The organism is Streptomyces sp. NBC_01267, from assembly GCF_036241575.1.
Taxonomy (GTDB): Bacteria; Actinomycetota; Actinomycetes; order Streptomycetales; family Streptomycetaceae; genus Streptomyces.
Genome location: NZ_CP108455.1, coordinates 6,514,763 through 6,540,849, shown reverse-complemented (window position 1 = coordinate 6,540,849; position 26,087 = coordinate 6,514,763). Strand labels below are relative to the sequence as shown.

Genomic DNA, 26,087 nt, shown 5'->3' with positions numbered 1-26,087 from the left:
CTAATGAGGTTGCCCGCACGGGGCCGCCGAGAAGGGAGCCCGAGGTGACAGCCGAGGTCCGCCGCGACGACTGGGGCATACCGCATCTGCGCGCGGACAGCGCGCACGCGCTGGCGCACGCACAGGGACACAACGCGGCCGTGGACCGCGCCTGGCAGATCGAGTTCGAACGCCACAGGTCGCAGGGGACCACGGCCGCGTTCCTGGGCGCGGCGGCCGTCGGCTGGGACAGCTTCGCCCGGCAGTCCCGGCTGGACGACACGGCCCGGCGCTGTTTCGGGAACCTGGACGCGCGGACCGCGGACTGGGTCCGCGCGTACGTGGCGGGGGTCAACGCCGGACTGGCCGAAGGGGCCCGCCGCACACCGGAGTTCGCCTCCGCGGGACTGGCCCCCGGCAGCTGGCGGCCCTGGACGCCGCTGGCCGTCTGGCTGTCCACCCACATCCTCTTCGCGGGCTTCCCCACCAAACTGTGGCGCGAGGAGGCGGCCCGCGCCCTCGGGGAGGGCGCCATCGACCTGTTCGCCACCGACGGTCCCGGCACCGCGGGCAGCAACGGCTGGCTCGTCACCGGGGAACTCACCGCGAGCGGCGCACCGCTCCTGGCGGGCGACCCGCACCGGTTCATCGAAGCCCCCGGTGTCTACCAGCAGATCCAGCTGGCCTGCCCGGAGTTCGACGTCGTCGGGCTGGCCGTTCCCGGCGTCCCCGGCATCGCGCACTTCGGACACACCTCGACCGTCGCCTGGTCGATCACCAACGCCATGGCCGACTACCAGGACCTCTACCAGGAGAAACTGCGGCGCCGGGGCGGGTCCGTGGAGGCACTGGGCCCGGACGGCTGGCGCCCCGCGTCGGCACACCTGGAAACCATCGAGGTGGCAGGGGCCGATCCGGTCACGATCGAGGTGATCGAGACCGCCCGCGGCCCGGTCGTCGTCGGCGGTCCGGAGGCGCCGTCGGCCGTCAGCCTGCGTCACCCGCCGCGGGTGAGCGGTGAACTCGGCTTCGACGCCCTACCGTTGCTGTTGCGGGCCCGCACGGTCGACGACGTGGACCGGGCCTTCGACCGCTGGGCCGAGCCGGTCAACGTCGTACAGGCGGCGGACACCGAGGGCGGTCTGCTGCACCGCGTCGCGGGCACCGTACCCGTACGCGACCCGGCGAACGGCCTGCGTACCGTCCGGGCCTGGGATGCGCGGCACGCCTGGCGCGGGCTGCACGAGTCGCTGCCGCGCGAGGCGGTCGAGGGCTTCGCCGTGATGGCCAACCAGCGGGAACTGGCCGCCCCGCTCGGGGTCGAGTTCGCACCGCCGCACCGCGCGCGGCGCATCCGGCAGCTGCTGGGCGGGGCCGCGGACTGGACGGCCCCGGACATGGCCGCCCTCCACATGGACAGCCAACTGCCCGCACCCCAGCCGCTGTTGGACCTGCTCACGGGTCTCGACGGGCTGACCCCCGGCGCCGCGCGGCTCCGGGAACGGCTGCTCGGGTGGGACCGCAGGATGGACGCCGGCAGTACGGACGCCGCCGCGTACGCCGCGCTGCGGGCAGCCGTCGTGCGACGGCTGGCGGCGCATCCCGCGCTGGCCGCGCTGGCGGAACCCGCGGTGGCCGACGCCTACCCGGAGGTGTTCCGGCCGTGGCTGGCGCTGACCCCCCGGGTGGCCTTCGCGCTGGACGGACTGCTGACGACGGAGCTGCTGCCGGAGATCGACCGGGCCGCCGTGGTCAGGGCGGCGGCCGAGGAGACCGGGGAGACGGACGGATCCGGGCCGTCCTGGGGCGCGTTGCACCGGCTCGCCCCCTGGCAGGCACTCCCCGACGAGCAGGCCGGCGAAGGGCCCGGCCTGTCGGGCGACCACGACTGCGTCCTGTCCACCTCCAGCATCCCCGGACTCACCCACCGCACCGTCCGCGGCCCGGCCGCCCGCTACGTCTGGGACCTCGCCCGGCGCGACAACAGCCTCTGGGCCGTGCCGTTCGGCGCCTCCGGGGTACCGGGCCACCCCCATCACCGCGACCAGCTGCCGCTGTGGGCCGAAGGCGGACTCGTCCCGGTGGTCAGCGACTGGAACCGGCTGAGGAGCCCCGTGCCGACCGTGTACGAGCAGCAGGTCGACGGTTTCGGAACCGTCCGTGTCGTCCCCGTCGACCCGCAACAGGACTCCGCCCTGATCCACCGCTGGGTCGGCCAGGAACGGGCCCGCTTCTGGGGCATGCGGGACGCGAGCCCCGACGACGTCCTGGAGACCTACACCTTTCTCGACTCGCTGGACACGCACCACGCCTATCTGCTCCACCTCGACGGCACACCGGTGGCGCTCTTCCAGACGTACGAACCGGAGGCCGATCCGCTGGGCGAGTGCTACGACGTCCAGCCGGGCGACTTCGGCATCCATCTGCTGATCGGCCCCGCCGACGGTCAGCAGCGGCGGGGCTTCACCGGCGAGCTGCTGTCCGTGTTCCTGGCCTTCGTGCTGTCCGACCCGGCCGTGCGTCGCGTCGTGGCCGAACCGGACGCCCGTAACACCAGGGCGGTCGACCGCCTGCTGCGCTCCGGGTTCGTGCTCGGTCCCGAGGTGGACAAGCCGGAGAAGCGGGCCAGGCTGACCTTTCTGCTCCGGGACGGGGAGCAGGGGCGGGAGCGGACAGCGTGAGCCGGGGCCGGTGAGCCGCCGGTGGCGCCGGACCCGCCGCGCGGCCCGCCGCCGCCTCGTGATTCTCTGACCCGCATGAGCACCGTCACCGTGACCACCTGGTCCCTGGAACAGACCTCGCCCGCCGATCTGAAGCCCGCCGCCGAGCCCGCGGGCGACATCCGGATCGTCCGGGCCGAGGTCCCCTCCCCCGAGTTCAGCCGGTTCCTCTACGCCTCGGTCGGCGGGGACATCCGCTGGACCGACCGGCTGCCGCTCTCGTACGCGCAGTGGCAGGAGATCCTGGACCGGCCGGGCGCCGAGACCTGGGTGGCGTACGACCGGGGCACTCCGGCCGGGTACGTGGAGCTGGACCCGCAGGACGACGGGGTCGTGGAGATCATGTACTTCGGGCTGATCCCCGCCTTCCGGGGGCGGCGGATCGGCGGCCATCTCCTGTCGTACGGCGTGCGGCGCGCATGGGATCTCGCCGACCGCACCCCCGGGCGTCCCCCGACGAAGCGGGTCTGGCTGCACACGTGCAGCAAGGACGGTCCGTACGCGATGGACAACTATCTGCGCCGCGGCTTCCGGCTCTTCCGGACCGAGACCGAAGAGGAAGCGGAGGTGGCGACTCCGGGGCCCTGGCCCGGGGCGCAGCACACGTCCGGTGCGTGACCGACACCACATCGTCTCATGATGCGGGACCATCTCGTCCACATGACGGATAGTGGTGGACTGGCGCGAGAGTGCCGTGCCACGCTTCCGCCATGCCTGGAACTGGAATTGCCTTGGTGAGTCGGCGCCACGTCGATCTCTGCCGCATGTCCAGCGCCATCTGTCCGGCGCGCTGATCTTCACCAGCCACGCCGTTTTCCGCCGTCCCCGTCGTTGCGGACGAGCGAAGTCCCCTGCTGGGGTCCTGTTTTCTCTCAGCCACCGCGCCCTGCCATGAACTGGCAGGTCACAGGGGTACCTTCAGCCTGATTCGCCGCCCCGAGCCGCTCTTCGAGCCGCCCCCGAGCCGCCACAGAAGGACGAACCATCATGGCCGCCAGCCCGGAAACGCCCCCTCCAGCCGCGCCCCGCCGCAAGGTGAGCCGTCACCGTGGCGAAGGCCAGTGGGCCAAGGGCCACTTCACTCCGCTGAACGGCAATGAGCAGACCAAGAAGGACGACGACGGTCTCAATGTGCGGACACGCATTGAGACGATCTACTCCAAGCGCGGCTTCGACTCGATCGACGGCGGCGACCTGCGCGGCCGGATGCGCTGGTGGGGGCTGTACACCCAGCGCAAGGAAGGGATCGACGGCGGCAAGACCGCGATCCTGGAACCCGAGGAGCTGGACGCCGAGTTCTTCATGCTGCGGGTCCGGATCGACGGCGGTCGGCTCACCACCGAGCAACTGCGTGTCATCGGGGACATCTCGCAGGAGTTCGCCCGCGGCACCGCGGACCTCACCGACCGGCAGAACGTCCAGTTCCACTGGATCCGGATCGAGGACGTCCCGGAGATCTGGCGGCGGCTGGAGGAGGTCGGCCTCTCGACCACCGAGGCGTGCGGTGACACTCCCCGTACGATCCTCGGCTCACCCGTGGCGGGCGTCGCCGCGAACGAGATCATCGACGGCTCGTGGGCGGTCGACGAGATCCAGCGACGCTTCATCGGCAACCCCGAATTCTCCAACCTGCCAAGGAAGTTCAAGACCGCGATCTCCGGCTCGCCGCAGCTCGACGTCGCGCACGAGATCAACGACATCGCCTTCGTCGGCGTCGACCACCCCGAGCACGGCCCCGGTTTCGACCTGTGGGTCGGCGGCGGCCTCTCCACCAACCCGAAGCTCGGCGTGCGGCTCGGTGCCTGGGTTCCGCTGGACGAGGTGCCCGATGTGTGGGAAGGCGTCATCTCGATCTTCCGCGACTACGGCTACCGCCGGCTGCGCAACCGCGCCCGGCTGAAGTTCCTCGTCGCCGACTGGGGCCCGGAGAAGTTCCGGCAGATCCTGGAGGACGAGTACCTGGAGCGCAAGCTCCTCGACGGGCCCGCGCCCGAGCAGCCCGCGGAGGTCTGGCGCGATCACCTCGGCGTGCACGAGCAGCGGGACGGACGGTTCTACGTCGGCTTCGCCCCCCGCGTCGGACGCGTGGACGGCACGACCCTGACGAAGGTCGCCGAGCTGGTGGCGGCACACGGCTCGGGGCGGCTGCGGACCACCACCGAGCAGAAGATGATCGCCCTCGACATCGAGGAGTCGCGGGTCGACTCGCTGGTGGCCGGTCTCGAAGCGCTGGACCTGAAGGTCGACGCCTCGCCGTTCCGGCGCGGCACCATGGCCTGCACCGGCATCGAGTTCTGCAAGCTGGCGATCGTCGAGACCAAGGCGAGCGGCGCCGCACTGATCGACGAACTGGAGCGCCGGATCCCGGAGTTCGACGAGCCGATCACCATCAACATCAACGGCTGCCCCAACGCCTGTGCGCGTATCCAGGTCGCCGACATCGGCCTCAAGGGCCAGTTGGTGCTGGACAAGGACGGCAACCAGGTCGAGGGCTTCCAGGTGCACCTGGGCGGCGCACTCGGGCTGGAGGCGGGCTTCGGCCGCAAGGTCCGTGGCCTGAAGGTGACTTCGGAGGAGCTGCCCGACTACGTCGAGCGTGTCCTGAAGCGGTTCCAGGCCGAGCGCGCGGACGGTGAGCGGTTCGCCACCTGGGCCGCGCGGGCCGCAGAGGAGTCCCTCTCGTGAGCGAGCGTGCCGCACCGTTCTTCTGCCCGTACTGCGGCGACGAGGACCTGCGCCCCTCCGAGGCCGGACACGGCGCCTGGGAATGCGCGGCGTGCAATCGCGCATTCCAGTTGAAGTTCCTCGGGCTGCTGGCCCGTGGACTCCAGCGCGACTCCGCCAACAACGTTGAAGGAGACCGGATATGACCGACACTCAGGAGACCGCGGATCCGGAGACCGAAGATCCGGAGACCGAGGATCCGAGGGCACTCGCCGAGCGGGCCGGCCGCGAGCTGGAGGACGCCTCCCCGCTGGAGATCCTCCGCTGGGCCGCCGACACCTTCGGCAGGCAGTTCTGCGTGACCTCCTCGATGGAGGACGCGGTCGTCGCCCACCTCGCGTCCCGTGCCTTCCCCGGGGTGGACGTCGTCTTCCTCGACACCGGCTACCACTTCCCGGAGACCATCGGCACCCGGGACGCGGTGGAGGCCGTGATGGACGTCAACGTCATCACGCTGCTGCCCTGGCAGAGCGTCGCCGAGCAGGACGCCGAACACGGCCCCCGGCTGCACGACCGCGACCCCGACCTGTGCTGCGCCCTGCGCAAGGTGAAGCCGCTGGAGGACGGGCTCAGGCACTACCGGGCGTGGGCCACGGGCCTGCGCCGCGACGAGTCGCCGACCAGGGCGAACACCCCGGTCGTCGGCTGGGACGAGAAGCGGCAGAAGGTCAAGATCTCGCCGATCGCCCGCTGGACGCAGGACGACGTGGAGGCGTACATCACCGAGCACGGCGTCCTCACCAACCCGCTGCTCACCGACGGATACCCCTCCATCGGCTGCGCGCCCTGCACCCGGCGGGTCGCCGAGGGCGAGGACGCGCGGGCCGGCCGGTGGGCCGGACGGAACAAGACCGAGTGCGGGCTGCACGGCTGATGACGAGTGTTCAGGAGAACCAGATGACGACGGACCAGGGAGCCACTGTCTGGCTCACCGGTCTGCCGAGCGCGGGCAAGACCACCATCGCCCATGCCCTCGCGGAGCGGCTGCGCGGCGAGGGCCGCCGGGTGGAGGTGCTCGACGGTGACGAGATCCGCGAGTTCCTGTCCGCCGGGCTCGGCTTCAGCCGCGAGGACCGGCACACCAACGTCCAGCGCATCGGCTTCGTCGCCGAACTGCTCGCGTCCAACGGCGTGACGGCGCTGGTGCCGGTCATCGCGCCGTACGCGGACAGCCGGGAGGCCGTGCGCAAGCGGCACGGGAGCACCGGCACCCCGTACCTGGAGGTGCATGTCGCCACTCCGGTGGAGGTGTGCTCCGTACGCGATGTGAAGGGTCTGTACGCCAAGCAGGCGGCCGGTGAGATCTCCGGGCTGACCGGGGTCGACGACCCCTACGAGGCGCCGGAGGCCCCGGACCTGCGGATCGAGTCGCACCAGCAGACCGTGCAGGAGTCCGCCGCCGCGCTGCATGCGCTGCTCACCGAGAGGGGCCTGGCCCGATGACGACCGCTGCCGCTGTCACCGAAGGTACGGACAGCCCGTTCGCGCTGAGCCACCTGGACGCCCTGGAGTCCGAGGCGGTCCACATCTTCCGCGAGGTCGCGGGCGAGTTCGAGCGGCCGGTGATCCTCTTCTCCGGCGGCAAGGACTCGATCCTGATGCTGCACCTGGCGCTGAAGGCCTTCGCCCCGGCCGCCGTGCCGTTCTCGCTGCTGCACGTGGACACCGGGCACAACTTCCCCGAGGTACTGGCCTACCGCGACCGGGTGGTGGCCGAGCACGGGCTGCGGCTCCATGTCGCCTCGGTCCAGGAGTACATCGACGCCGGGAAGCTGCGCGAGCGCCCCGACGGGCTGCGCAATCCGCTCCAGACGGTCCCGCTCACGGAGGGGATCCAGCAGCACCGGTTCGACGCGGTGTTCGGCGGCGGGCGTCGGGACGAGGAGAAGGCGCGCGCCAAGGAGCGGGTGTTCTCGCTGCGCGACGAGTTCTCGCAGTGGGACCCGCGCCGCCAGCGCCCGGAACTGTGGCAGCTGTACAACGGCCGGCACGCGCCCGGCGAGCACGTCCGGGTGTTCCCGCTCTCCAACTGGACGGAGCTGGACGTCTGGCAGTACATCGAGCGGGAGCGGATCGAGCTGCCCGAGATCTACTTCGCCCACGAGCGCGACGTGTTCAAGCGTTCCGGCATGTGGCTGACCCCGGGCGAGTGGGGCGGCCCCAAGGGCGACGAGAGCGTCGAGACCCGGCTGGTGCGCTACCGCACCGTCGGTGACATGTCCTGCACCGGCGCCGTCGACTCCGACGCCACCACGCTCGAAGCCGTGATCACCGAGATCGCCGCGTCCCGGCTGACCGAGCGGGGCGCGACCCGCGCCGACGACAAGATGTCCGAGGCCGCGATGGAAGACCGCAAGCGCGAGGGGTACTTCTAAATGACCAGCCCTACTGACCAGTTGGCCGATCAGCTGTCGGCCACCACCCTGCTGCGCTTCGCGACCGCGGGCTCCGTCGACGACGGCAAGTCCACGCTGGTCGGCCGGCTGCTGCACGACTCCAAGTCGATCTTCACGGATCAGCTGGAAGCCGTCGCGCAGGCCTCGCTGGGCCGCGGCCAGGAGACCCCCGACCTGGCGCTGCTGACCGACGGGCTGCGCGCCGAGCGGGAACAGGGCATCACGATCGATGTCGCGTACCGCTACTTCGCCACGCCGCGGCGCCGGTTCATCCTGGCGGACACCCCGGGGCATGTGCAGTACACCCGCAACATGGTGACCGGGGCTTCCACCGCCGAGCTCGCGGTGGTGCTGGTCGACGCCCGCAACGGTGTCGTCGAGCAGACCCGCCGTCATGCGGCGGTCGCCGCGCTGCTGCGGGTGCCGCACGTGGTGCTGGCCGTCAACAAGATGGACCTCGTCGACTACGCCGAGCCCGTCTTCGCCGCCATCGCCGAGGAGTTCACCGCGTACGCTGCCTCCCTCGGCGTCCCGGAGATCACCGCGATCCCGATCTCCGCGCTCGCCGGTGACAATGTGGTGGAGCCGTCCGCGCACATGGACTGGTACGGCGGCCCGACCGTTCTGGAACATCTGGAGACGGTCCCGGCCAGCCACGACCTCACCGCGTGCAAGGCGCGCTTCCCCGTCCAGTACGTGATCCGGCCGCAGACCGCCGAGCACCCCGACTACCGGGGCTACGCGGGCCAGATCGCCTCGGGCGCGCTGCGGGTCGGCGAGGCCGTGACGGTACTGCCGTCCGGCCGTACGTCCACCATCGCCGGGATCGATGTGCTGGGGCAGAGCGCGGACATCGCCTGGGCCCCGCAGTCGGTGACCGTACGGCTGGCCGACGACCTCGACATCTCGCGCGGCGACCTGATCGCGCCGACCGCCCACGCACCCGTGCCGACGCAGGACGTCCTGGCGACCGTCTGCCATGTGGCCGACTCGGCGCTGGTGGTGGGTCAGCGGGTGCTGCTCAAGCACACCACCCGCACGGTCAAGGCGATCGTCAAGGACATCCCCTCCCGGCTGACCCTCGACGACCTCTCCCAGCACCCGGACCCGGGGCAGCTGGTCGCCAACGACATCGGCCGGGTCGTCGTCCGTACCGCCGAGCCGCTGGCCCTCGACGCGTACGCCGACTCCCGGCGCACCGGTTCGTTCCTGCTGATCGACCCGGCCGACGGCACCACGCTGGCGGCCGGTATGGCGGGCGACGCGTTCGCGGTGACGGCGGAGCACGTCGCCGCGGCGGCCGAGACCGCACCGGACGACGCGGGATGGGACTTCTAGCCGTGTCCTTCGACATCTACGGCACCTTCGCGAAGGAGGGCGGCCGGATCGGCAGCGGCGCCCTCGGCAGCGGCCAGGGCGGGGTCGCGCGATGTGCGCGATGACGTACGCGCACTGCCTGCGCGCCCGGAAGCTCCGCTCGCCGTCACCCCACCGGCGAAGACCCCGAAAACCCACCGACCGCCCGGTCGTGTCCTGAGGGACACCCGCACCGGGCCGACGAGAGGAAACCCTCCCGTGCCTGCCACCCTTCTCCCGCGCCGCGTCCTGGCCGCTGCCGCCGCCGTACCGCTGCTCGCCGTGGCGCTCACCGCCTGCGGTTACGGATCCGACAAGGCCACGGACGACTCGGGGAAGTCCCAGGTCGCCGCCGGGGCCAAGAAGCTCTCCGCCGACACGGTGAAGATCGGCTACTTCCCGAACCTCACCCACGCCACCGCGCTCGTCGGCGACCAGCAGGGCATCTTCCAGAAGGAGTTGGGCGGCACCCGGCTGAAGGCATCGACCTTCAACGCGGGCCCGTCCGAGATCGAGGCACTCAACTCCGGCTCGATCGACATCGGCTGGATCGGCCCGTCCCCGGCCATCAACGGCTACACCAAGTCCGGCGGCAAGAGCCTGCGCATCATCGGCGGCTCCGCGTCCGGCGGGGTGAAGCTGGTGGTCGACCCGAAGAAGATCAAGACCCTGGACGACGTCAAGGGCAAGAAGATCGCCACCCCTCAGCTCGGCAACACGCAGGACGTGGCGTTCCTCAACTGGATCGCGGGCAGGGGCTGGAAGGTCGACGCCAACAGCGGCAAGGGTGACGTGTCCGTCGTCCGTACGGACAACAAGGTGACCCCGGACGCCTACGCCTCCGGGTCCATCGACGGCGCGTGGGTCCCGGAGCCGACCGCGTCCAAGCTGGTCCAGCAGGGCGCGAAGGTGCTGCTCGACGAGAGCGACCTCTGGCCGGACAAGAAGTTCGTGATCACGAACATCATCGTGTCGCAGAAGTTCCTCGAGGAGCACCCGGACGTCGTCGAGGCCGTGCTGCGCGGCTCGGTGAAGACCAACGCGTGGATCAAGGCGCACCCCGACGCCGCGAAGGCCTCGGCCAACGCGGCGCTGAAGCGGCTGTCCGGGAAGGCGCTGCCCGCGGCGGTGCTCGACCCGGCGTGGAAGTCGATCGAGACCACCGACGACCCGCTCGCCGCGACCCTCGACAGCGAGGCGTCCCACGCGGTCAAGGCCGGACTGCTGAAGCAGCCCGACCTGAAGGGCATCTACGACCTGCGACCGCTCGACAAGGTGCTCAAGGCCGCCGGCCGGCCCGAGGTCTCCGACGCCGGTCTCGGCGTCAAGTAGGTCCGATCCCGTTTGCCGGGCGGTCCGAGCCCGGATTCCCCGACCGTCCCCAGGAGGTGACGACCATGGCCACAGCACTCGCCGGGGCCGACGACCGCATCGCGGTGACGCACGCGGCCCGTATCGAGCACGTCTCGAAGTCCTTCGGCGGACCCGCCGGGCAGCAGCTCGTCCTGGACGACATCACCCTCGATGTCGCACCGGGTGAGTTCGTCACGCTCCTGGGGGCGTCGGGGTGCGGGAAGTCCACCCTGCTCAACCTGGTCGCAGGGCTGGACGCGCCCACCGCGGGCTCCATCGAGACGCCCGGCGGGCGGCCGGCGCTGATGTTCCAGGAGCACGCGCTGTTCCCGTGGCTGACCGCGGGCAAGAACGTCGAGCTGGCGCTGCGGCTGCGGGGCGTGCCGAAGGCCGACCGGCGCGGGGAGGCGGAGCGGCTGCTCGCTCTCGTACGGCTGGAGGGGGCGTACGCCAAGCGGGTGCACGAGCTGTCCGGCGGTATGCGGCAGCGGGTGGCGCTGGCCCGCGCGCTGGCGCAGGACAGTGAACTGCTGCTGATGGACGAGCCGTTCGCCGCGCTGGACGCCATCACCCGGGACGTGCTGCACGACGAGCTGACCCGCATCTGGCGCGAGACGAAGGTCTCGGTGCTCTTCGTGACCCACAACGTGCGCGAGGCGGTCCGGCTCGCGGAGCGGGTGGTGCTGCTGTCCTCGCGTCCCGGCCGGGTGGCGCACGAGTGGACGGTGGACATCGCGCACCCCCGCCGGATCGAGGACGCCGCGGTGGCCGAACTCTCGGTGGAGATCACCGAACAACTGCGTGGGGAGATCCGCCGCCATGGACAGCACTGACATCAGGGCCGACGAACTGGCCGGGCTCGGAGCGGGCCTGGACGCGCTCGACACCGTACGGGTCGACCGGGTCCCGGTCCGCGAGGTGCTGGTGCGGAAGATGCTGCCGCCGGTGGTGGCGGTGGCGCTGGTGCTGGTGGTCTGGCAGATCCTGATCTGGGCGAAGGTCACCGACGACTACAAGCTGCCCTCGCCCGCCCAGGTGTGGGGCGAGGTGTCGGACTCCTGGGCGCAGGGCACGCTGCTCGGTTACATCTGGACGAGCGTCTCGCGCGGTCTGCTCGGCTTCCTCCTGGCCCTGGTGATCGGGACGCCGCTCGGTCTGCTGGTGGCGCGGGTGAAGTTCGTGCGGGCGGCGATCGGCCCGATCCTCTCGGGTCTCCAGTCGCTGCCCTCCGTCGCCTGGGTGCCCCCCGCGGTGATCTGGCTGGGGCTGGACGACACGATGATGTACGCGGTGATCCTGCTGGGTGCGGTCCCCTCGATAGCCAACGGTCTGGTCTCCGGCGTGGACCAGATCCCGCCGCTCCATCTGCGGGCCGGGCGCACGCTCGGCGCGACGGGGCTGCGTGGCACCTGGCACGTGGTGCTGCCCGCGTCGCTGCCCGGCTATCTGGCGGGGCTGAAGCAGGGCTGGGCGTTCTCCTGGCGCTCGCTGATGGCCGCGGAGATCATCGCGTCCTCGCCCGATCTGGGCGTGGGGCTGGGGCAGTTGCTGGAGCAGGGCCGGGAGACCAGCAGCATGTCGATGGTCTTCCTCGCCATCTTCCTGATCCTGATCGTCGGTATCGCCATCGACCTGCTCGTCTTCAGCCCGCTGGAGCGGCGGGTGCTGCGCAGCCGCGGTCTCCTGGTCAGGAGCTGACCCGCCGTGCACGACCACCGTCCGGTCCTCCTCGTCATCGCCCACGGCAGCCGCGATCCCCGGCACGCGGCGACGGTGCACGCGCTCACCCGCCGGGTGCGGTCGCTGCGCCCGGGGGTCCGGGTGGAGACGGGCTTCCTGGACTTCGACGCCCCGTCGGCCCCCCGGGTGCTGGACCGGCTGGCGGCGGAGGGGGTACGGGACGTGGTGGCGCTGCCGCTCCTGCTGACCCGCGCCTTCCACGCGAAGTCGGACATCCCCGCGGTGCTGCGGGAGGCTCCGGCGGGGTTGCGGGTCCGCCAGGCGGAGGTGCTCGGCCCGTCCCCGCTGCTGCTGGCCGCGCTGGAACGACGGCTGTACGAAGCGGGCCTCGACCCGCACCACAAACGCTCGACCGGGCTGGTTCTGGCCTCGGCGGGCTCCACGGACCCGGAGGCGATCGCAGTGATCGCTGAAATTGCGCGGGAGCTGCGGCACACCGGTTGGTGCGCCGTGCGGCCTGCGTTCGCCTCCGCTGCTCTGCCCCGTACCGAGGACGCGGTACGGGAACTGCGGGCGTCCGGGTGCGACCGCGTCGCGGTGGCCCCGTACGTCATCGCGCCCGGCCGCCTCCCGGACCGCATAGCCGCGGGCTCCCGGGAGGCGGGGGCGGATGTGCTGGCCGAAGTGCTGGGCGAGTCCCTGGAGTTGGCCCGGTTGCTGCTCACTCGGTACGACGAGGCACGGGTACGGGACCCCAGGGCCTTCAGCTGTGCGGCAACGGCCTCGGGCGGGCGTCGTGCAGGCGTCCGCCCGAGACTGTTGCCGGTTGTTATCCGGCCTTGGTCGTCGCCTTGACCGTGGCGGCCGGGCCGGCGCCGGCCGCGGTGACGGCGGCGACCGTGACCGTGTACGAGGTGCCCGGGGTCAGTCCGCCGATCACCCGGAACATCCCCTTGCCCGAAGGCTGTCCGACCAGGGCGTCACGTCCGGTGACCTCGATGGTGCGGCCGTCGGAGACGGTCAGCCGGTAGCCGATGACCTTGGCGTCGCCCATGTCGGTGGGCGGTGTCCAGGCGACGGTCGCCGCCTTGGCCTCGGTGCGCAGCTTGGGCCCGGTGGGCGCGGCGGGGAGCACGGTCGCCGCGGTGGGCCGGAGCGGGGCGGAGGCCAGCGACGGGGCGCTGATCCCGTGGGCGTTGGCCGCGGTGACGGTGACCGTGAAGGGGCCCGCGTCCGCGCGGAGTCCGCTGATCCGGATGTACGCCTGCCGCTTGTAGTCGGCCGCGGAGAGGGTCGCCGTGGCGGCCTCGGTGCCGTCGGGGCGCAGGGCGTGCGCGGTGTAGCCGAGGACCGGCGAACCGCCGTCGACGAAGGACGGGTTGAAGATCGCGTACAGGGCGTCGGCCCCGGCCGTGCTCGTACCGACCCGGGACGGCGCCTCGGGCGCGGAGACCGCTCCCGCCGTACGGCTGAGGATCCCGCGGTAGGCGGGCTCGATCCCGGCGTTGCCGACGATCGCCGCGGGGGCGTCGGAGGGGGCCGTCATGATGTGGTTGCCGGTGGTCACCAGGCCCTTGTTGTCACCGTCGGCGGTGCCTTCCTCCCACCAGTTGTCCTTGATGAGCGTCGGGTCGTGGTTGCCGAGCTGGTCGCGGTAGTCGGTGTGGCTGCTGGCCACGTTGGCGTACGAGGCCCCGTAGAGCACATTGCCCTCGACGGTCTCGTAGGTGCAGCCGTTGTCGGTGTAGACGCTCTTGCCCAGGCCCCACTGGTCGTGGATGACGTTGCCCGTGACCTTCTCGCCGTCGGCCTGTGAGGTGCCGGTCAGGCCCTGGGTGTAGATGCCACCGCCGTCGTCGAACATCTGCATGTAGTCGAAGATGAGGTTGTCACGCACCGCGTTGTCGTGGCTGGAGTTGGGGGTCGCGGGTGAGCCGACCTTGTCGGGCCAGCCTCCCCAGCCCATGGAGATCGCGCTGTAGCCGAGGTGGTCGAGCTGGTTGTGCGCGAGGGTGTTGTGCTGGGTGTAGCCGTTGAGGATGCCGACGGATCCGTGGAACTCCCGGGGCAGCGCGTACAGGTGATTGTCCGTCACCTCGACGCCGCTCGCCGGGGTCCGGCCGTCGACCCCGCCGATCTCCAGGCCGTTGCCCGAGATGTCGGTGAAGGTGCTGCCCTTGACCTGGGAATCGGTGGTGCCGGTACCGAGTTCGAGCCCGGCGGCGCCCAGGTGGGTGAAGGCGTCGTCACTGAATTCGATGTGTGTGCCGTAGGCGAAGGAGACGTTGCCCGGCATCGGGGTCCAGGACGCGAACGGGCAGGTACCGCCCTCGACGAAGCCGCACAGGCCCTGGGTGGCCCAGCCGGTCGGGCCGGTGACGGTGTATCCGGCCTGGATCTCGGAGAACCCTTCGGAGCTGGAGGGCGTCAGCCAGGTCGCGTAGCTGAACTGGAGCCCGCGGAAGGCCACATCGTGCACGGGGGCGGCAGCGGTGCCGCGGCCGTCGACGAGCTTCTCGGCGGCTGCCGCCTCGACGTCCGCGTGGCGGATGTTCTCGCCCTTGCGCGGCATGTAGTAGACGGTGTGGGCCGAGCGGTCGAGGTACCACTCGCCGGGCTGGTCGAGGAGTTCGTAGGCGTTCTCGATGTACGAGGCCTTGCCGTTGTTGGTGAGGTGGCCGGGGCCGACCATGGAGACGGTGCGCCCGGGGATGTCGGGGAACTCGACCCGCTTGTTGGAGTTGTCCCAGCAGGGCTGGACCATGGTGAGGGTGGTGCCCTTGGCCGCGGCGATCCGGCAGCGCGGTTCGGTCCACTGGCCGAGGCCGTTGCGTTCGACGTTCCAGAGCTCCTCGCCGCTGGAGTAGACGAATTCGGCGTCGGAGGGGTGGCGCCAGTGCGCGAGGGTGTCCGCCGTGGTGGTGTACCCGGTGGCGGTGGGGGTCAGGCCGACAGGTACCTCGCCCCGCGCGCGCTGGGCCCGCACCCCGTCGACGTACAACTGCCGGGTGTCGGTGAGTCCGCGGGGCGCGGGCGCCGAGTAGAGGCCGGGGCGTCCGTGGACCGGCTGCCAGCCCTGGACCTGCTTGCCACCGCTGATGACGGTGGATCCGGTGCCCTGCCAGACGATGGTGTGGCCGTTGCGACCGGAGTCCCTGGCGTCGAGTACGAGCGGCTTGTCCGTCCGGTACGTACCGGACGCGAGGTGGACGGTCAGATCGCCCTTGGCGCGGGCGGCCCTGGTCCGGGCGAGATCGCGGGCCCGCTGGAGCGTCCTGACGGGGTGGCGGGCGGTGCCTTGTGCGTGGTCGTCGCCGGTCGGGGTCACGTAGACGTCCGAGGCGTGCGTATCAGCGGGGTGGCCGTTGCCTGCGTCGGCTCCGGCGGCGGTCACGCTGCCAGGGACGCCGAGCGCCAGGACGGCGGAGAGAGCAGCGACAAGTGCGGCTCTTCGGGGTGCGAGCATCTTCCCTCCCATGGAATCAGTTTCAGATAGCAGGAGAAAGGTAGGAGGGCTGGCGTGTAACGGTCAACGGTTATGCCAATAACTTCGCAACGGGTCCGAGACTTGACGGTGAGTCATCGGAGCAATCGGCGTGGGTCCGTACGGGTCCGTCGTCGGTTCAGCAGTCAGGTCAGCCGTGGCACGTCGTCACAGGGCATCGGAAGCGCGCGGGACCACGCCACGGACGGGCCCGTGCCGGGACCGCCTCGCGCCGGGCACCGCCCTGTTCAGCTCAGTGGGCCGCCGCGCTCAGCGGGCCGCTTCGGCGGCGACCAGGGCGGCCAGTTCCGCGACCGGCAGGGAGCCCGCGGCACGTCGCTCGCGCGCGAAGGCGTTGGCCGTGCGCTGGAGTACGTCGTTCACCGGCGTCGGCACACCGTGCATCCTGCCGAGGAGCGAGATCTCACCGTTGAGGAAGTCGGCCTCGATCGTGCCGGTCCCCCGGCTGAGGCTCTGCCACGAGGAGCCGCCGGCGTGCGGTTGCCCATCGAGCGGCTGCAGCACGATCTTCTCGCCGCGGGCCCGCTGCTGTTCCTCGGTGCTCGCGGCCTCGATCCCGGCCGCAGCGTAGACCGCCTCGCCCTCCGCCACCACCTGCCGGGCGAGTCCGGCCCGTACCTCGCCGGGGTCGGAACCGCAGACGGCCTGGATCGAATTGCCGAGATTCGAGAGCAGCTTGGCGTACTTCCAGCGCATCACGTCCGGGACGACCGGTGCCTCGAACGGGGCCTTCTCCAGATCACCGGAGATCTGCCGGGCCGTTTCGTCCGTGCCCGACGGATAGCGGCCGATGTGCAGCATCCCGGTGAGCGGGGAGCCTGCCGCGGCGACCAGACCGGGCTCCAGGAACGTCGCGGGCAGCCAGACGCACATGCCGTAGACGTGGTGGAAGCGGCGCAGTGCCAGCCGTTCGCCCTCGACGCCGTTCTGCGCGCAGACCAGCGGGAGCACCTCGGCGGCGGTCGCGCCGGTACCGGCCACCGGGCGCGGGGCCCAGGCGTCGAGGGCCGCGGCGCTGTCCTGGATCTTCACCGTCAGTACGAGTACGTCGTCGGCGCGCAGCTCGACCGCCTCCGGCCCGTCGGCCACCGGGAGCGCGAGCGTGCGGGTGCCCTCGGCGGTCGCCATGCGCAGTCCGGCGTCCCGCAGCGCTGCGTAGTGCGCGCCACGGGCGACGAGGACCACCTCGCTGCCGCTCTCGGCCAGCCGGCCGCCGATGATGCCGCCGACGGCTCCCGCTCCGATGATGATGTAGCGCATACGGGCGACTCTGGCACAGTCGGATAGCGTCCAGCCATGATCAGGGACACTTTTCGGCTCGGCGGTGAGCTGCCGGTACGGCGCCTCGGTTTCGGTACGGCGCAGCTGACCGGCGCCGGGTACTGGGGCCCGCGCGGCGCACGGCAGGACGCGCGGGACGTACTGCGGCGGGCGGTCGAGCGCGGCGTCACCCTCATCGACACCGCCGACAACTACGGGCCCGACATCGCGGAAGAGCTGATCGCCGAGGCCCTGCACCCGTACCCGGCCGGCCTGGTGATCGCCACCAAGGGCGGAGTCGTCCGTACCGGCCCCGACACCTGGCACATCGCGGGCCGTCCCGAGCAGCTGCGCGCGATGTGCGAGGCGAGTCTGCGGCGGCTGCGGGTGGACACGATCGACCTGTACCAGCTGCACCGGCTCGATCCGGACGTCCCGATGGCCGAGCAGTTGGGCGCCCTCGATGCCTTGCGGCAGGAGGGTAAGATCCGGTACATCGGCCTGGACACCATTACCGCCGATCAGCTCGAGCAGGCGCTCTCCCTGACCGGGATCGCCTCGGTGCAGAACCGCTTCAATCTCCTCGACCGCGCGTCGGCGGACGTGTTGGCGGCGTGCGAGCGCCACGGCCTCGCGTTTCTGCCCTGGTTCCCGCTGTCCAACGGCGCTCTGACCGGCGAGGCCTCATCGGCACTGACCGCGATCGCCGAACGCCATGGCGCCACCAGGGGCCAGCTCGCGCTGGCCTGGCTGCTGCACCGTTCCCCCGTCCTGCTCCCGACACCCGGCACCGGCTCGCTCGGACATCTGGACGAGAACGTGGACGCGGCAGAGCTGCGCCTGTCCGAGGAAGAAATGAAGGAGCTGAACGACCTATGAGTACCGTCGTGATCCGGGCGGACGACGTCGATTTCGTACGGGACGGGAATCTGCTGCTGGACTCGGTCTCGATAACCGTGCACAGCGGGGAGCACTGGGCTCTGCTCGGTGCCAACGGCGCGGGCAAGTCGACCCTGCTCGGTCTGCTGGGCGCGGTGACCCATCCGACCCGGGGGACGGTGGAGATCCTGGGGCGCACCCTCGGCCGGGTGGATCTGCGGGAACTCCGGTCCCATCTGGGGCACATCAATCCGCGCCATCCGCTGCACTCGCCGCTGCGGGTCCGCGACGTCGTCCTGACCGGGCTGACCAACTCGATCGAGCCGGTCCCGCGCTGGTCGCCGACGGCCGAGCAGATCGGCCGGGCCGAGCGGCTGCTGCGGATGCTCGGCATGGGCGGCGAGAAGGCCGAGTCCCGCTGGCCGACGCTCTCGCAGGGTGAGCGGGGCCGTACGCTCATCGCCCGCGCGCTGATGCCGAGCCCGCGGCTGGTGCTGCTCGACGAGCCGGCCACCGGCCTGGATCTCGCCGCCCGTGAACAGCTGTTGAGCAGCCTGGACGAACTGCGCGGTGAGCATCCGGAGCTGGCGACAATTCTGGTCACCCACCACCTGGAGGAGCTGCCCGCGTCCACCACGCACGCGATGCTGCTGAGCGGTGGCCGGTGCCTGGGCTCGGGCCCCGCCGACGAGGTGCTCACGACCGACCAGGTCAGCAAGTGCTTCGACCACCCGGTACGGATCACCCGCACGGACGGGCGGTGGGCGGCACGGGCGATGGGCGACGTCAGTCGGCGGTCATCTCCAGCAGTTTGACGACGGTGTTCCAGTTGCGGGACGTGCCGTTGATCCCCCGGTTCAGGCCGGGCCGGCTCAGCTGTTCCGCGAGCTTGGAGCGGCCGAGTCCGTCCGGGGCGTAGAGGTAGAGGGCGCGGTCGCCGAGCCTGAACTCCTCCGGCAGATACGTCTGCGGGTCGAGGGCGGCGAACCGCTCGGGGGTGACGGGGCCCGAGAAGTAGGTGACATGGAGTTGCCTGCCTTCCAGCTCCGCCGCCGGGAACGGACAGGCCTCGGCGACGGCCCGCAGGTACGGGCCGCCGCGCACCAGGCATTCGACGTGGAAACCGAAGTGGTCCTCGATGGCCTGCTCCACTCCTGCGGCGAGCGCGTCCTCGTCCGTCGCGTCGCTGCTGAAGGCCGCGTTCCCGCTGTTGAGGTACGTACGGACATCGCCGTGGCCGAGTTCGGCGAGCACTGTTCTGAGCTCGGCCATCGGTACCTTCCGGTGCCCGCTCACGTTGATCCCGCGCAGCAGAACCGCGTACTTGTTCGTCATGGGACGAACATAGTGCGGGGCACGGACAGGGGTCCCGTGCCGCGACGGGCCGTCCGCTTCACCGGGTGGGCAGTTCGCTTCACCGGGCGGGCCGTCCGCTTCACCGGGCGGGCAGTTCGGCCTCGATGAGGTCGGCCGCCCGCTTCGTACCGCCCTCCCCCGCCATCTCCTCACGGATACGCGTCAGCCGCTCCGCCACCTCGGGGTCACCGGCCACGGCGAGCACCGTGTCGCGCAGGGTCGCGGCGGTGGCCTCCGCCATCGGTACGTGCCGGGCGACGCCCAGCGACTGGAGCATGTCCGCGTTGGAGAACTGGTCGACGGCCTGTGGGACGGCGACCATCGGTGTGCCGGTGGCGAGGCCCTCCTGGCTGCCGCCCGCGCCCGCGTGCGTGATGAACGCGTCGGCCTGCTTGAGGATCGCGAGTTGCGGCGCCCAGCTCAGCACCTCGAAGTTGGCCGGGACCGGGCCCAGTTCGGCCGGGTCGATGAACTTGCCGATCTGGAGCACCACATGCCAGCCGGGCAGGTCTCCGAAGGCCTTGATGCACTCGCGGTAGAAGCCGGGCTGTTTGGTGAACGTCGACCCGAGCGAGACCAGCAGAACCTTCTCGGCACCGTCCGGCCGCTGCCAGCCGCCCTGTTCTCCGCGGTCGCCCTGGCAGGCGCCGACGAAGGTGTACACGTCCTCGTCGACGCGGTCGGCGTTCGGCTGCATCGCGCGGGGGATGAGGACGATGCTGCGGCGGGGGCGGCCGACGAACGGGTCGGGGTGTTCGTCGATGCCCTGGGACTCCAGCCAGGCGTGGAAGCGGTCGTAGTACGCCCGGCCGCGCTCGGTGGCCATCAGCTGGGCGGTCATCGGTTCGCCGACCTCCTGCTCGTACCCCCGCCAGGCGACCAGGTTGGGGGAGAGCGAGACGTCGGGGACGTTCCAGCGGCGGGACAGGACGATCGCCGGGTAGGAGGTGATGTCGTGGACGATCAGGTCGGGCACGCCGACTCCGTCCGCCCCTTCGTGTGCGTCGATCAGCTGCGGCAGCACGGTGATGGCGTCGCGGAGGAACGGCTCGACGTGCTCGATCACCTCGGTGCCCCAGGCCTCGGGGTCGTCGTCGGTGGGGAGCGTCGAGGTGTAGACGACGGGCTCGGCGCCGGTCTCCGCGACCTTGCCGGCGAACGACTCGGGGATCGCGTACGTGACGCGGTGGCCACGGGCGACGAGTTCCCGGATCACTTCGATGCTCGGGTTCACGTGACCGGAGGCCGCGATGGAGAACATGGCGATATGGGCGCGCTTCGGAGAAGTCATGCCTTCACGGTAGGCGAGACGAGACGTCTCGTACACTTAATATTCGGGGGCAGCCCACGGGGCACCCCGCGGTGCGCCCACCGACCGCCGGCCGCCCGTCGCCGACCGCCCGCCCGCTGCCCTCCGCCGAACGGGCCTGCCCGCACGGATGCGAAACTTGGCCTGTTCCAACGAGAGCGGGAGACATCACATGGACGAGTCCAGGGCGCGGGACGTACTGGCGGCGGCAGGTCTGGCGCAGGACGCGGCGCTGCTGGCGTTGGGCGAGAACGCGGTGTTCGCGTCCGGCGGGCTCGTCGTCAAGGTGGGCCGGGACGCGGCCCTGCTGGAACGGGCCGAGCGCGAACTGTCCATCGCCGGCTGGCTGGCGGAGGCGGGCATCCCCGCGGTCCGCGCGGCCGAGCCGAAGGCGCGGCTGGTCGACGGTCACCCCGTGACGCTCTGGCACCGGCTCCCCGACGCGGTCCGCCCGGCCGGGCCCGCCGACCTCGCCGTACTGCTGCGCGCCGTCCACGCGCTCCCCGCCCCCGCGTTCCCGCTCCCCCGGCGCGAGCTCCTCGGCGGTGTCGAGCGCTGGCTGCGGCTGGCCGGGGACGCCATCGATCCGGCGGACGCCGACTATCTGCGCGAGCGCCGTGACGGGTTCGCCTCGGCGGCAGCCGTGCTGACACCTCACCTGCCGCCCGGCCCGATCCACGGCGACGCGCTGACCCGGAACGTCCATGTCGGCCCCGAGGGGCCGGTCCTCGTCGACCTGGAGACCTTCTCCTCGGACCTGCGGGAACACGACCTGGTCGTGATGGCCCTCTCCCGCGACCGCTACGGCCTGGCCCCGGAGGCGTACGACACCTTCACCCGTGGCTACGGCTGGGACGTACGCGAGTGGGACGGCTGCGCGGTACTGCGCGGCGCCCGCGAGACGGCGAGCTGCGCCTGGGTGGCCCAGCACGCCCCGGCCAACCCCAAGGCGCTGGCCGAGTTCCGCCGGAGGGTGGCCTCGCTGCGGGACAACGACCCGGAAGTCCGCTGGTACCCCTTCTAGGACGTCCGGGACCCGTCCGAGACCTGCCCGGGAGACCTGCCCGCAAGACCCTGTCCACGGCTCAGGACCCGGCTGCCGGTCCCGCCGGAGCCCGGACGGCGGTCGGCGGCGCCTCGCGCAGCGGCCAGGCCGTGTCCACCACCGCGTCCGCGTTCCCCTTCCGCCGCAGGAACTTCTGGAAGTCGGTGGCCCAGTCCGCGTACCACCCGATCTGACTGCGGTGCAGGTCGGCGAGGTCCAGCGCGGCGACCTGCGGATGCCGCTCGGCGATCGCGATCGCCACCCGCACCGCGGCCAGCGCGTCGGCCGACGCCTCGTGCGCCGATTCGAGGACCACTCCGTACTCGCCGCAGGCCGCCTCCAGGGTGCGCTTGCCCCGGCGGAAGCGGTCGACGGCCCGGTCGATGGTGAGCGGGTCGATGACGGGCGCGGCCTCCGCCAGGCACGGCAGGCCGTGCCGGCGCAACTCGGCGGCGAGCAGCGACAGATCGAACGCGGCGTTGTACGCGATGACCGGCACGCCGAGCGCCCAGTACCCGGCGAGCACCTCGGCTATCTCACGGGCCACTTCCCGCACCGGCCTGCCCTCCGCCACCGCCCGCTCGCTGGAGATGCCGTGGATCTCCGACGCCTGTGCCGGGATCAGCACCCCCGGGTCGGCCAGCCAGTCGTGGCGACGCACCACTTCCGCGTCCCGTACTTCGACGATCGCGGCTGTCACGATCCGCGCCTGAAGCGGATCCGTGCCGGTCGTCTCCAGGTCGAAGCCGACCAGCGGTCCCCGATGCCAGCTCATGGCGGCCCTCCTTCGTGGTGCTTTCCCCCAAGTGGGAACCACCCTCGCATGCGCCACTGACAACGCCCCCGGCGCGACCCGGTGGCGCACCCTCCGTCAGGAGACCGGGCGGGAATCGGCCCATACGGACTCGAACTCGTCGCGGTACGTCTCGAAGAGGCCGTGCTCGGCGTCCTGACCGTGCCGGACCACCGCCCGGCCGCCGCCCCGCAGCACCAGCACCGGGGCCTCCATGCCACGGGCCTTGCGCAGATACGACTGGACCACCGCGAGGCCGTCCGATCCGTCGCCGTCGACCAGACACGCCATGAAACGCGGGGTCTCGTCGAAGACATGGATCTCGAAGGCGCCCGGGTCCCGCAGCCGGGACCGGACCCGGCGCATGTGCAGGATGTTCATCTCCACCGACCGGCTCAGCTCGCCCTTCTTCAGTCCCAGTTCCCGCTCGCGCCGCTTCACGGCGCTGCTCGCCGGGTTGAGGAACAGCAGCCGGACCCGGCAGCCCGACTCGGCCAGCCGGATCAGCCGCCGGCCCGAGAAGTTCTGGACGAGGAGGTTCAGGCCTATCCCTATCGCGTCGAGCCGGCGGGCACCGCCGAAGAGGTCCTCGGCCGGGATCTGCCGCTGGAGGCGGACCCGGTCCGGGTGGACGCTGACGACGTCCGCGTAACGGTCACCCACCAGGTCCTCGACGGCGTCCACCGGGAGCCGGTCGGCGGTGGGCGCGCCGGAACCCGCCCCCAGGATGTCGAGCAGCCGCGAGGAGGCCCGCTCGGCCTGGGCCAGCACCGCCTGGGACAGGGCGCGGTTGCGCGAGACGACGTTCCGGGTGACCTCCAGCTCGTCCAGAGCCAGTTCCACGTCGCGCCGGTCGTCGTAGTACGGCTCGAAGCACGGCCAGTGCTGCACCATCAGCTCCCGCAGCTGCGGGAGGGTGAGGAAGCTGAGCACGTTGTCGTCGGCCGGGTCGAGCAGATAGCCCTTGCGGCGCGAGACCTCCCGTACGGCGACGGCACGCTGCACCCACTCCTGACCGGCCGGGCCCGCCGCGGCGACCACCCAGTCGTCGCCGTGCACCGGTTCGTAGATGGGGCGCAGCACAGCGGCCACCACCGCGCGGAGCCGCTGCTCCACGAGGTTCAGCCAGATGTAGGCGCGCCCGGCCCGCTGGGCCCGGGTGCGCACCTCGTTCCAGGCGTCCGCTCCCCAGTCGAGTTCCGCCCCGATCTCCATGGGCCGCGCCAGCGAGACCGCTCCGGGTGAGACACCTGTGGAGCCCCCGTCGTGACCTGGGTCACCTGGGGGTAGCTCCAGCCCTCCCGAGCCCACCCGCGTACCGCCTCTCACTCCCCCTGCAACGATCAAGGAAGGGTACTCCGCGGGCGGGAGCCGGTGCAGCCGCTTGCACAGGCTCCTTTCTCAACTCCCCTATTCGTGGTGACCGTTCTCACGACAGTTGCGGCCGGGTGAGGGGATTCGTAGTGGTTCGTGGCGAGAAGGCGCTGACACGCCCGACTTGGCACGGAGTGTGGAAGAGTCCTTCCCATGCAGGTCTGGCCGGGACAGACATACCCCCTCGGTGCCACGTACGACGGCGCCGGGACCAACTTTGCGGTCTTTTCGGAGGCCGCCGACCGAATCGAGTTGTGCCTGCTGCACGACGACGGTTCAGAGACGGCGGTGGAGCTGCGGGAGACCGACGCCTTCGTACGCCATGCCTATCTGCCGGGCATCATGCCGGGGCAGCGGTACGGATTCCGGGTGCACGGCCCGTACGCTCCGGAGAACGGGCAGCGCTGCAACTCCGCGAAGCTGCTCCTCGACCCGTACGCCAAGGCGGTGAGCGGGCAGGTCAAGTGGGACGAGTCGGTGTACGGCTACCACTTCGGCCGGCCGAACTCGCGCAACGACCTGGACTCCGCCCCGCACACGATGACCTCGGTGGTCGTCAATCCGTACTTCGACTGGGGCGACGACCGGCTGCCGCGGACGCCGTACCACGAGACCGTGCTCTACGAGGCCCATGTGAAGGGCCTGACGATGCTCCATCCGGCTCTGCCCGACGAGATGCGCGGGACGTACGCGGCGCTCGCGCATCCGGCGGTCATCGAGCACCTGACGGAACTGGGCGTCACGGCCCTGGAACTGATGCCCGTTCACCAGTTCGTCAACGACCACCGTCTTGAGGACACCGGGCTCTCCAACTACTGGGGCTACAACACCATCGGTTTCTTCGCCCCGCACAACGCCTACGCCTCGTGGGGCGACCGCGGTGAGCAGGTCCTCGAATTCAAGCAGGCCGTCCGGGCCCTGCACGAGGCCGGGATCGAGGTCATCCTCGATGTCGTCTACAACCACACCGCCGAGGGCAACCACCTGGGGCCGACCCTCTCCTTCCGCGGCCTCGACAACGCCTCGTACTACCGGCTGACCGGCGATCCGCACTACTACATGGACACCACGGGCACCGGCAACAGTCTGCTGATGCGCTCCCCGCACGTGCTCCAGCTGATCATGGACTCGTTGCGGTACTGGGTGACCGAGATGCACATCGACGGCTTCCGCTTCGACCTCGCCGCCACCCTGGCCCGCCAGTTCCACGAGGTCGACCGGCTGTCGTCCTTCTTCGACCTGGTGCAGCAGGACCCGGTGGTCTCGCAGGTGAAGCTGATCGCCGAGCCGTGGGACGTCGGCGAGGGCGGCTACCAGGTGGGGAACTTCCCGCCGCTGTGGACGGAGTGGAACGGCAAGTACCGCGACACCGTGCGGGACCTGTGGCGCGGAGAGCCGCGGACGCTCGCGGAGTTCGCCGGGCGGCTCACCGGCTCGTCCGACCTGTACCAGGACGACGGGCGGCGCCCGCTCGCCTCGATCAACTTCACCACCTGCCACGACGGCTTCACCCTGCACGACCTGGTCGCGTACAACGACAAGCACAACGAGGCCAACGGCGAGAACAACCGGGACGGCGAGAGCCACAACCGGTCGTGGAACTGCGGCGCCGAGGGCGCGAGCGACGACCCCGCGGTGCTGGAGCTGCGGGAGCGTCAGATGCGGAACTTCGTGGCCACCCTGCTGCTCTCGCAGGGGGTGCCGATGCTGAGCCACGGGGACGAGTTCGCCCGTACCCAGCGCGGCAACAACAACGCGTACTGCCAGGACAGCGAGCTGGCCTGGGTGCACTGGCCCGATCCCGAGCAGGTCCGCTCCGAGGACGGCGGGCGCAGCTCGCTGCTGGCCTTCACCCGGGCGATGGTGGCGCTGCGGCGGGAGCATCCGGTCTTCCGGAGGCGGCGGTTCTTCCACGGGCGTCCGGTGGAGGGCACCCATGACGACCTCTCCGACATCGCCTGGTTCACCCCGGAGGGCGAGGAGATGGTCCAGCGGGACTGGCAGGCCGCGCACGCCAAGGCGCTGTCGGTCTTCCTGAACGGGAACGCCATCTCCGAGCCGGGTACGCGGGGCGAGCGGATCACCGACGACTCGTTCCTGCTGATGTTCAACGCGAGTGCGGACGAGATCGAGTTCGTGGTGCCGGTGAGCCACGGCAGGCAGTGGGAGGTCGTCGTCGACACGGCCCATGAGGACGGTGTGCCGCCCGGCCGGGGGCCGAAGGTCGACGCGGGTGACCGGCTGGCGCTGATCGGGCGGAGCCTGACCGTGCTGAAACGGCCCGCCTGACCGGCCTGTCCGACCGGCCCGTACGGCAGGCCCGTACGGCAGGAGAGGCGAGCGGGTCGGGGCGGAAAG

The 26,087-nt window shown here is 71.1% G+C and carries 23 protein-coding genes; 17 read left to right on the top strand and 6 right to left on the bottom strand.

From position 1 onward, the window contains the following. The first annotated feature begins 44 nt into the window (after positions 1-44). From OG709_RS29285 to OG709_RS29225, 13 genes are all read left to right on the top strand, one after another. The gene (locus OG709_RS29285) at positions 45-2,660 is read left to right on the top strand and encodes a GNAT family N-acetyltransferase (protein ID WP_329168191.1); all 2,616 of its coding nucleotides are present in this window, start codon (positions 45-47) and stop codon (positions 2,658-2,660) included. A gap of 75 nt (positions 2,661-2,735) precedes the next feature. Then, positions 2,736-3,317: a GNAT family N-acetyltransferase gene (locus OG709_RS29280; RefSeq protein ID WP_250305801.1), complete on the top strand. Its 582-nt coding sequence runs from the start codon at positions 2,736-2,738 to the stop codon at positions 3,315-3,317. A 92-nt stretch (positions 3,318-3,409) separates the two neighbouring features. Beyond that, positions 3,410-3,493: a putative leader peptide gene (locus OG709_RS29275; protein WP_323136651.1), complete on the top strand. Its 84-nt coding sequence runs from the start codon at positions 3,410-3,412 to the stop codon at positions 3,491-3,493. A gap of 193 nt (positions 3,494-3,686) precedes the next feature. Continuing rightward, positions 3,687-5,384, top strand: coding sequence for a nitrite/sulfite reductase (locus tag OG709_RS29270; protein ID WP_250305798.1), 1,698 nt, complete (start codon positions 3,687-3,689; stop codon positions 5,382-5,384). Beyond that, entirely contained in the window at positions 5,381-5,569 is a 189-nt protein-coding gene (locus OG709_RS29265) for a hypothetical protein (RefSeq protein WP_329168190.1), read from the top strand. The genes OG709_RS29270 and OG709_RS29265 overlap by 4 nt, the downstream gene beginning before the upstream one ends. Then, entirely contained in the window at positions 5,566-6,297 is a 732-nt protein-coding gene (locus OG709_RS29260) for a phosphoadenylyl-sulfate reductase (RefSeq protein ID WP_266640130.1), read from the top strand. The genes OG709_RS29265 and OG709_RS29260 overlap by 4 nt, the downstream gene beginning before the upstream one ends. Continuing rightward, on the top strand, positions 6,297-6,866 hold the full coding sequence (gene cysC, locus OG709_RS29255; protein ID WP_266640131.1) for an adenylyl-sulfate kinase: 570 nt from the start codon (positions 6,297-6,299) through the stop codon (positions 6,864-6,866). The genes OG709_RS29260 and cysC overlap by 1 nt, the downstream gene beginning before the upstream one ends. Then, positions 6,863-7,798: a sulfate adenylyltransferase subunit CysD gene (cysD, locus tag OG709_RS29250; RefSeq protein WP_250305792.1), complete on the top strand. Its 936-nt coding sequence runs from the start codon at positions 6,863-6,865 to the stop codon at positions 7,796-7,798. The genes cysC and cysD overlap by 4 nt, the downstream gene beginning before the upstream one ends. Beyond that, the gene (locus OG709_RS29245) at positions 7,799-9,157 is read left to right on the top strand and encodes a sulfate adenylyltransferase subunit 1 (protein WP_250305788.1); all 1,359 of its coding nucleotides are present in this window, start codon (positions 7,799-7,801) and stop codon (positions 9,155-9,157) included. 237 nt (positions 9,158-9,394) lie between these two features. Then, a complete protein-coding gene (locus OG709_RS29240) occupies positions 9,395-10,507 on the top strand; it encodes an aliphatic sulfonate ABC transporter substrate-binding protein (RefSeq protein WP_250305784.1) in 1,113 nt (370 codons plus the stop codon). Between the two features lie 65 nt (positions 10,508-10,572). Further along, positions 10,573-11,361 carry an ABC transporter ATP-binding protein gene (locus OG709_RS29235; RefSeq protein ID WP_250305782.1) on the top strand — a complete coding sequence of 263 codons (789 nt, stop codon included), beginning with the start codon at positions 10,573-10,575 and terminating at the stop codon, positions 11,359-11,361. After that, positions 11,348-12,226: an ABC transporter permease gene (locus tag OG709_RS29230; RefSeq protein WP_329168184.1), complete on the top strand. Its 879-nt coding sequence runs from the start codon at positions 11,348-11,350 to the stop codon at positions 12,224-12,226. The genes OG709_RS29235 and OG709_RS29230 overlap by 14 nt, the downstream gene beginning before the upstream one ends. A gap of 6 nt (positions 12,227-12,232) precedes the next feature. Continuing rightward, positions 12,233-13,063, top strand: a complete 831-nt coding sequence (locus tag OG709_RS29225) for a sirohydrochlorin chelatase (protein ID WP_329168182.1) — start codon at positions 12,233-12,235, stop codon at positions 13,061-13,063. On the opposite strand, the gene OG709_RS29220 is transcribed toward OG709_RS29225, so the two are convergent. Both OG709_RS29220 and OG709_RS29215 read right to left on the bottom strand, forming a co-directional pair. Continuing rightward, entirely contained in the window at positions 13,038-15,686 is a 2,649-nt protein-coding gene (locus OG709_RS29220; protein WP_326693769.1) for a fibronectin type III domain-containing protein, read from the bottom strand. The two genes, OG709_RS29225 and OG709_RS29220, sit on opposite strands and share 26 nt — an antisense overlap. Before the next feature lie 276 nt (positions 15,687-15,962). Beyond that, the gene (locus OG709_RS29215; protein WP_326693770.1) at positions 15,963-16,973 is read right to left on the bottom strand and encodes a ketopantoate reductase family protein; all 1,011 of its coding nucleotides are present in this window, start codon (positions 16,971-16,973) and stop codon (positions 15,963-15,965) included. A gap of 36 nt (positions 16,974-17,009) precedes the next feature. On the opposite strand from OG709_RS29215, the gene OG709_RS29210 reads away from it, so the two are divergent. Next, positions 17,010-17,852, top strand: coding sequence for an aldo/keto reductase (locus OG709_RS29210; protein ID WP_326693771.1), 843 nt, complete (start codon positions 17,010-17,012; stop codon positions 17,850-17,852). Further along, positions 17,849-18,667 carry an ABC transporter ATP-binding protein gene (locus tag OG709_RS29205; RefSeq protein ID WP_250305771.1) on the top strand — a complete coding sequence of 273 codons (819 nt, stop codon included), beginning with the start codon at positions 17,849-17,851 and terminating at the stop codon, positions 18,665-18,667. The genes OG709_RS29210 and OG709_RS29205 overlap by 4 nt, the downstream gene beginning before the upstream one ends. On the opposite strand, the gene OG709_RS29200 is transcribed toward OG709_RS29205, so the two are convergent. Continuing rightward, positions 18,639-19,187: a DUF1697 domain-containing protein gene (locus OG709_RS29200; protein WP_329168180.1), complete on the bottom strand. Its 549-nt coding sequence runs from the start codon at positions 19,185-19,187 to the stop codon at positions 18,639-18,641. The two genes, OG709_RS29205 and OG709_RS29200, sit on opposite strands and share 29 nt — an antisense overlap. 100 nt (positions 19,188-19,287) lie before the next feature. Then, positions 19,288-20,499, bottom strand: a complete 1,212-nt coding sequence (gene mgt, locus OG709_RS29195) for a macrolide-inactivating glycosyltransferase (RefSeq protein ID WP_250305766.1) — start codon at positions 20,497-20,499, stop codon at positions 19,288-19,290. Positions 20,500-20,689: 190 nt separating this feature from the next. Between mgt and OG709_RS29190 the strand changes: the two genes are divergently transcribed. Continuing rightward, the gene (locus tag OG709_RS29190; protein ID WP_329168179.1) at positions 20,690-21,541 is read left to right on the top strand and encodes a phosphotransferase enzyme family protein; all 852 of its coding nucleotides are present in this window, start codon (positions 20,690-20,692) and stop codon (positions 21,539-21,541) included. A 61-nt stretch (positions 21,542-21,602) separates the two neighbouring features. On the opposite strand, the gene OG709_RS29185 is transcribed toward OG709_RS29190, so the two are convergent. After that, complete coding sequence (locus tag OG709_RS29185; RefSeq protein WP_329168177.1) at positions 21,603-22,337, bottom strand: 3'-5' exonuclease; 735 nt, start codon at positions 22,335-22,337, stop codon at positions 21,603-21,605. A 96-nt stretch (positions 22,338-22,433) separates the two neighbouring features. After that, positions 22,434-23,666: an SAV2148 family HEPN domain-containing protein gene (locus OG709_RS29180; protein WP_250305761.1), complete on the bottom strand. Its 1,233-nt coding sequence runs from the start codon at positions 23,664-23,666 to the stop codon at positions 22,434-22,436. Positions 23,667-23,882: 216 nt separating this feature from the next. Between OG709_RS29180 and glgX the strand changes: the two genes are divergently transcribed. Then, on the top strand, positions 23,883-26,018 hold the full coding sequence (glgX, locus tag OG709_RS29175; protein WP_326693774.1) for a glycogen debranching protein GlgX: 2,136 nt from the start codon (positions 23,883-23,885) through the stop codon (positions 26,016-26,018). Positions 26,019-26,087: the final 69 nt, after the last annotated feature.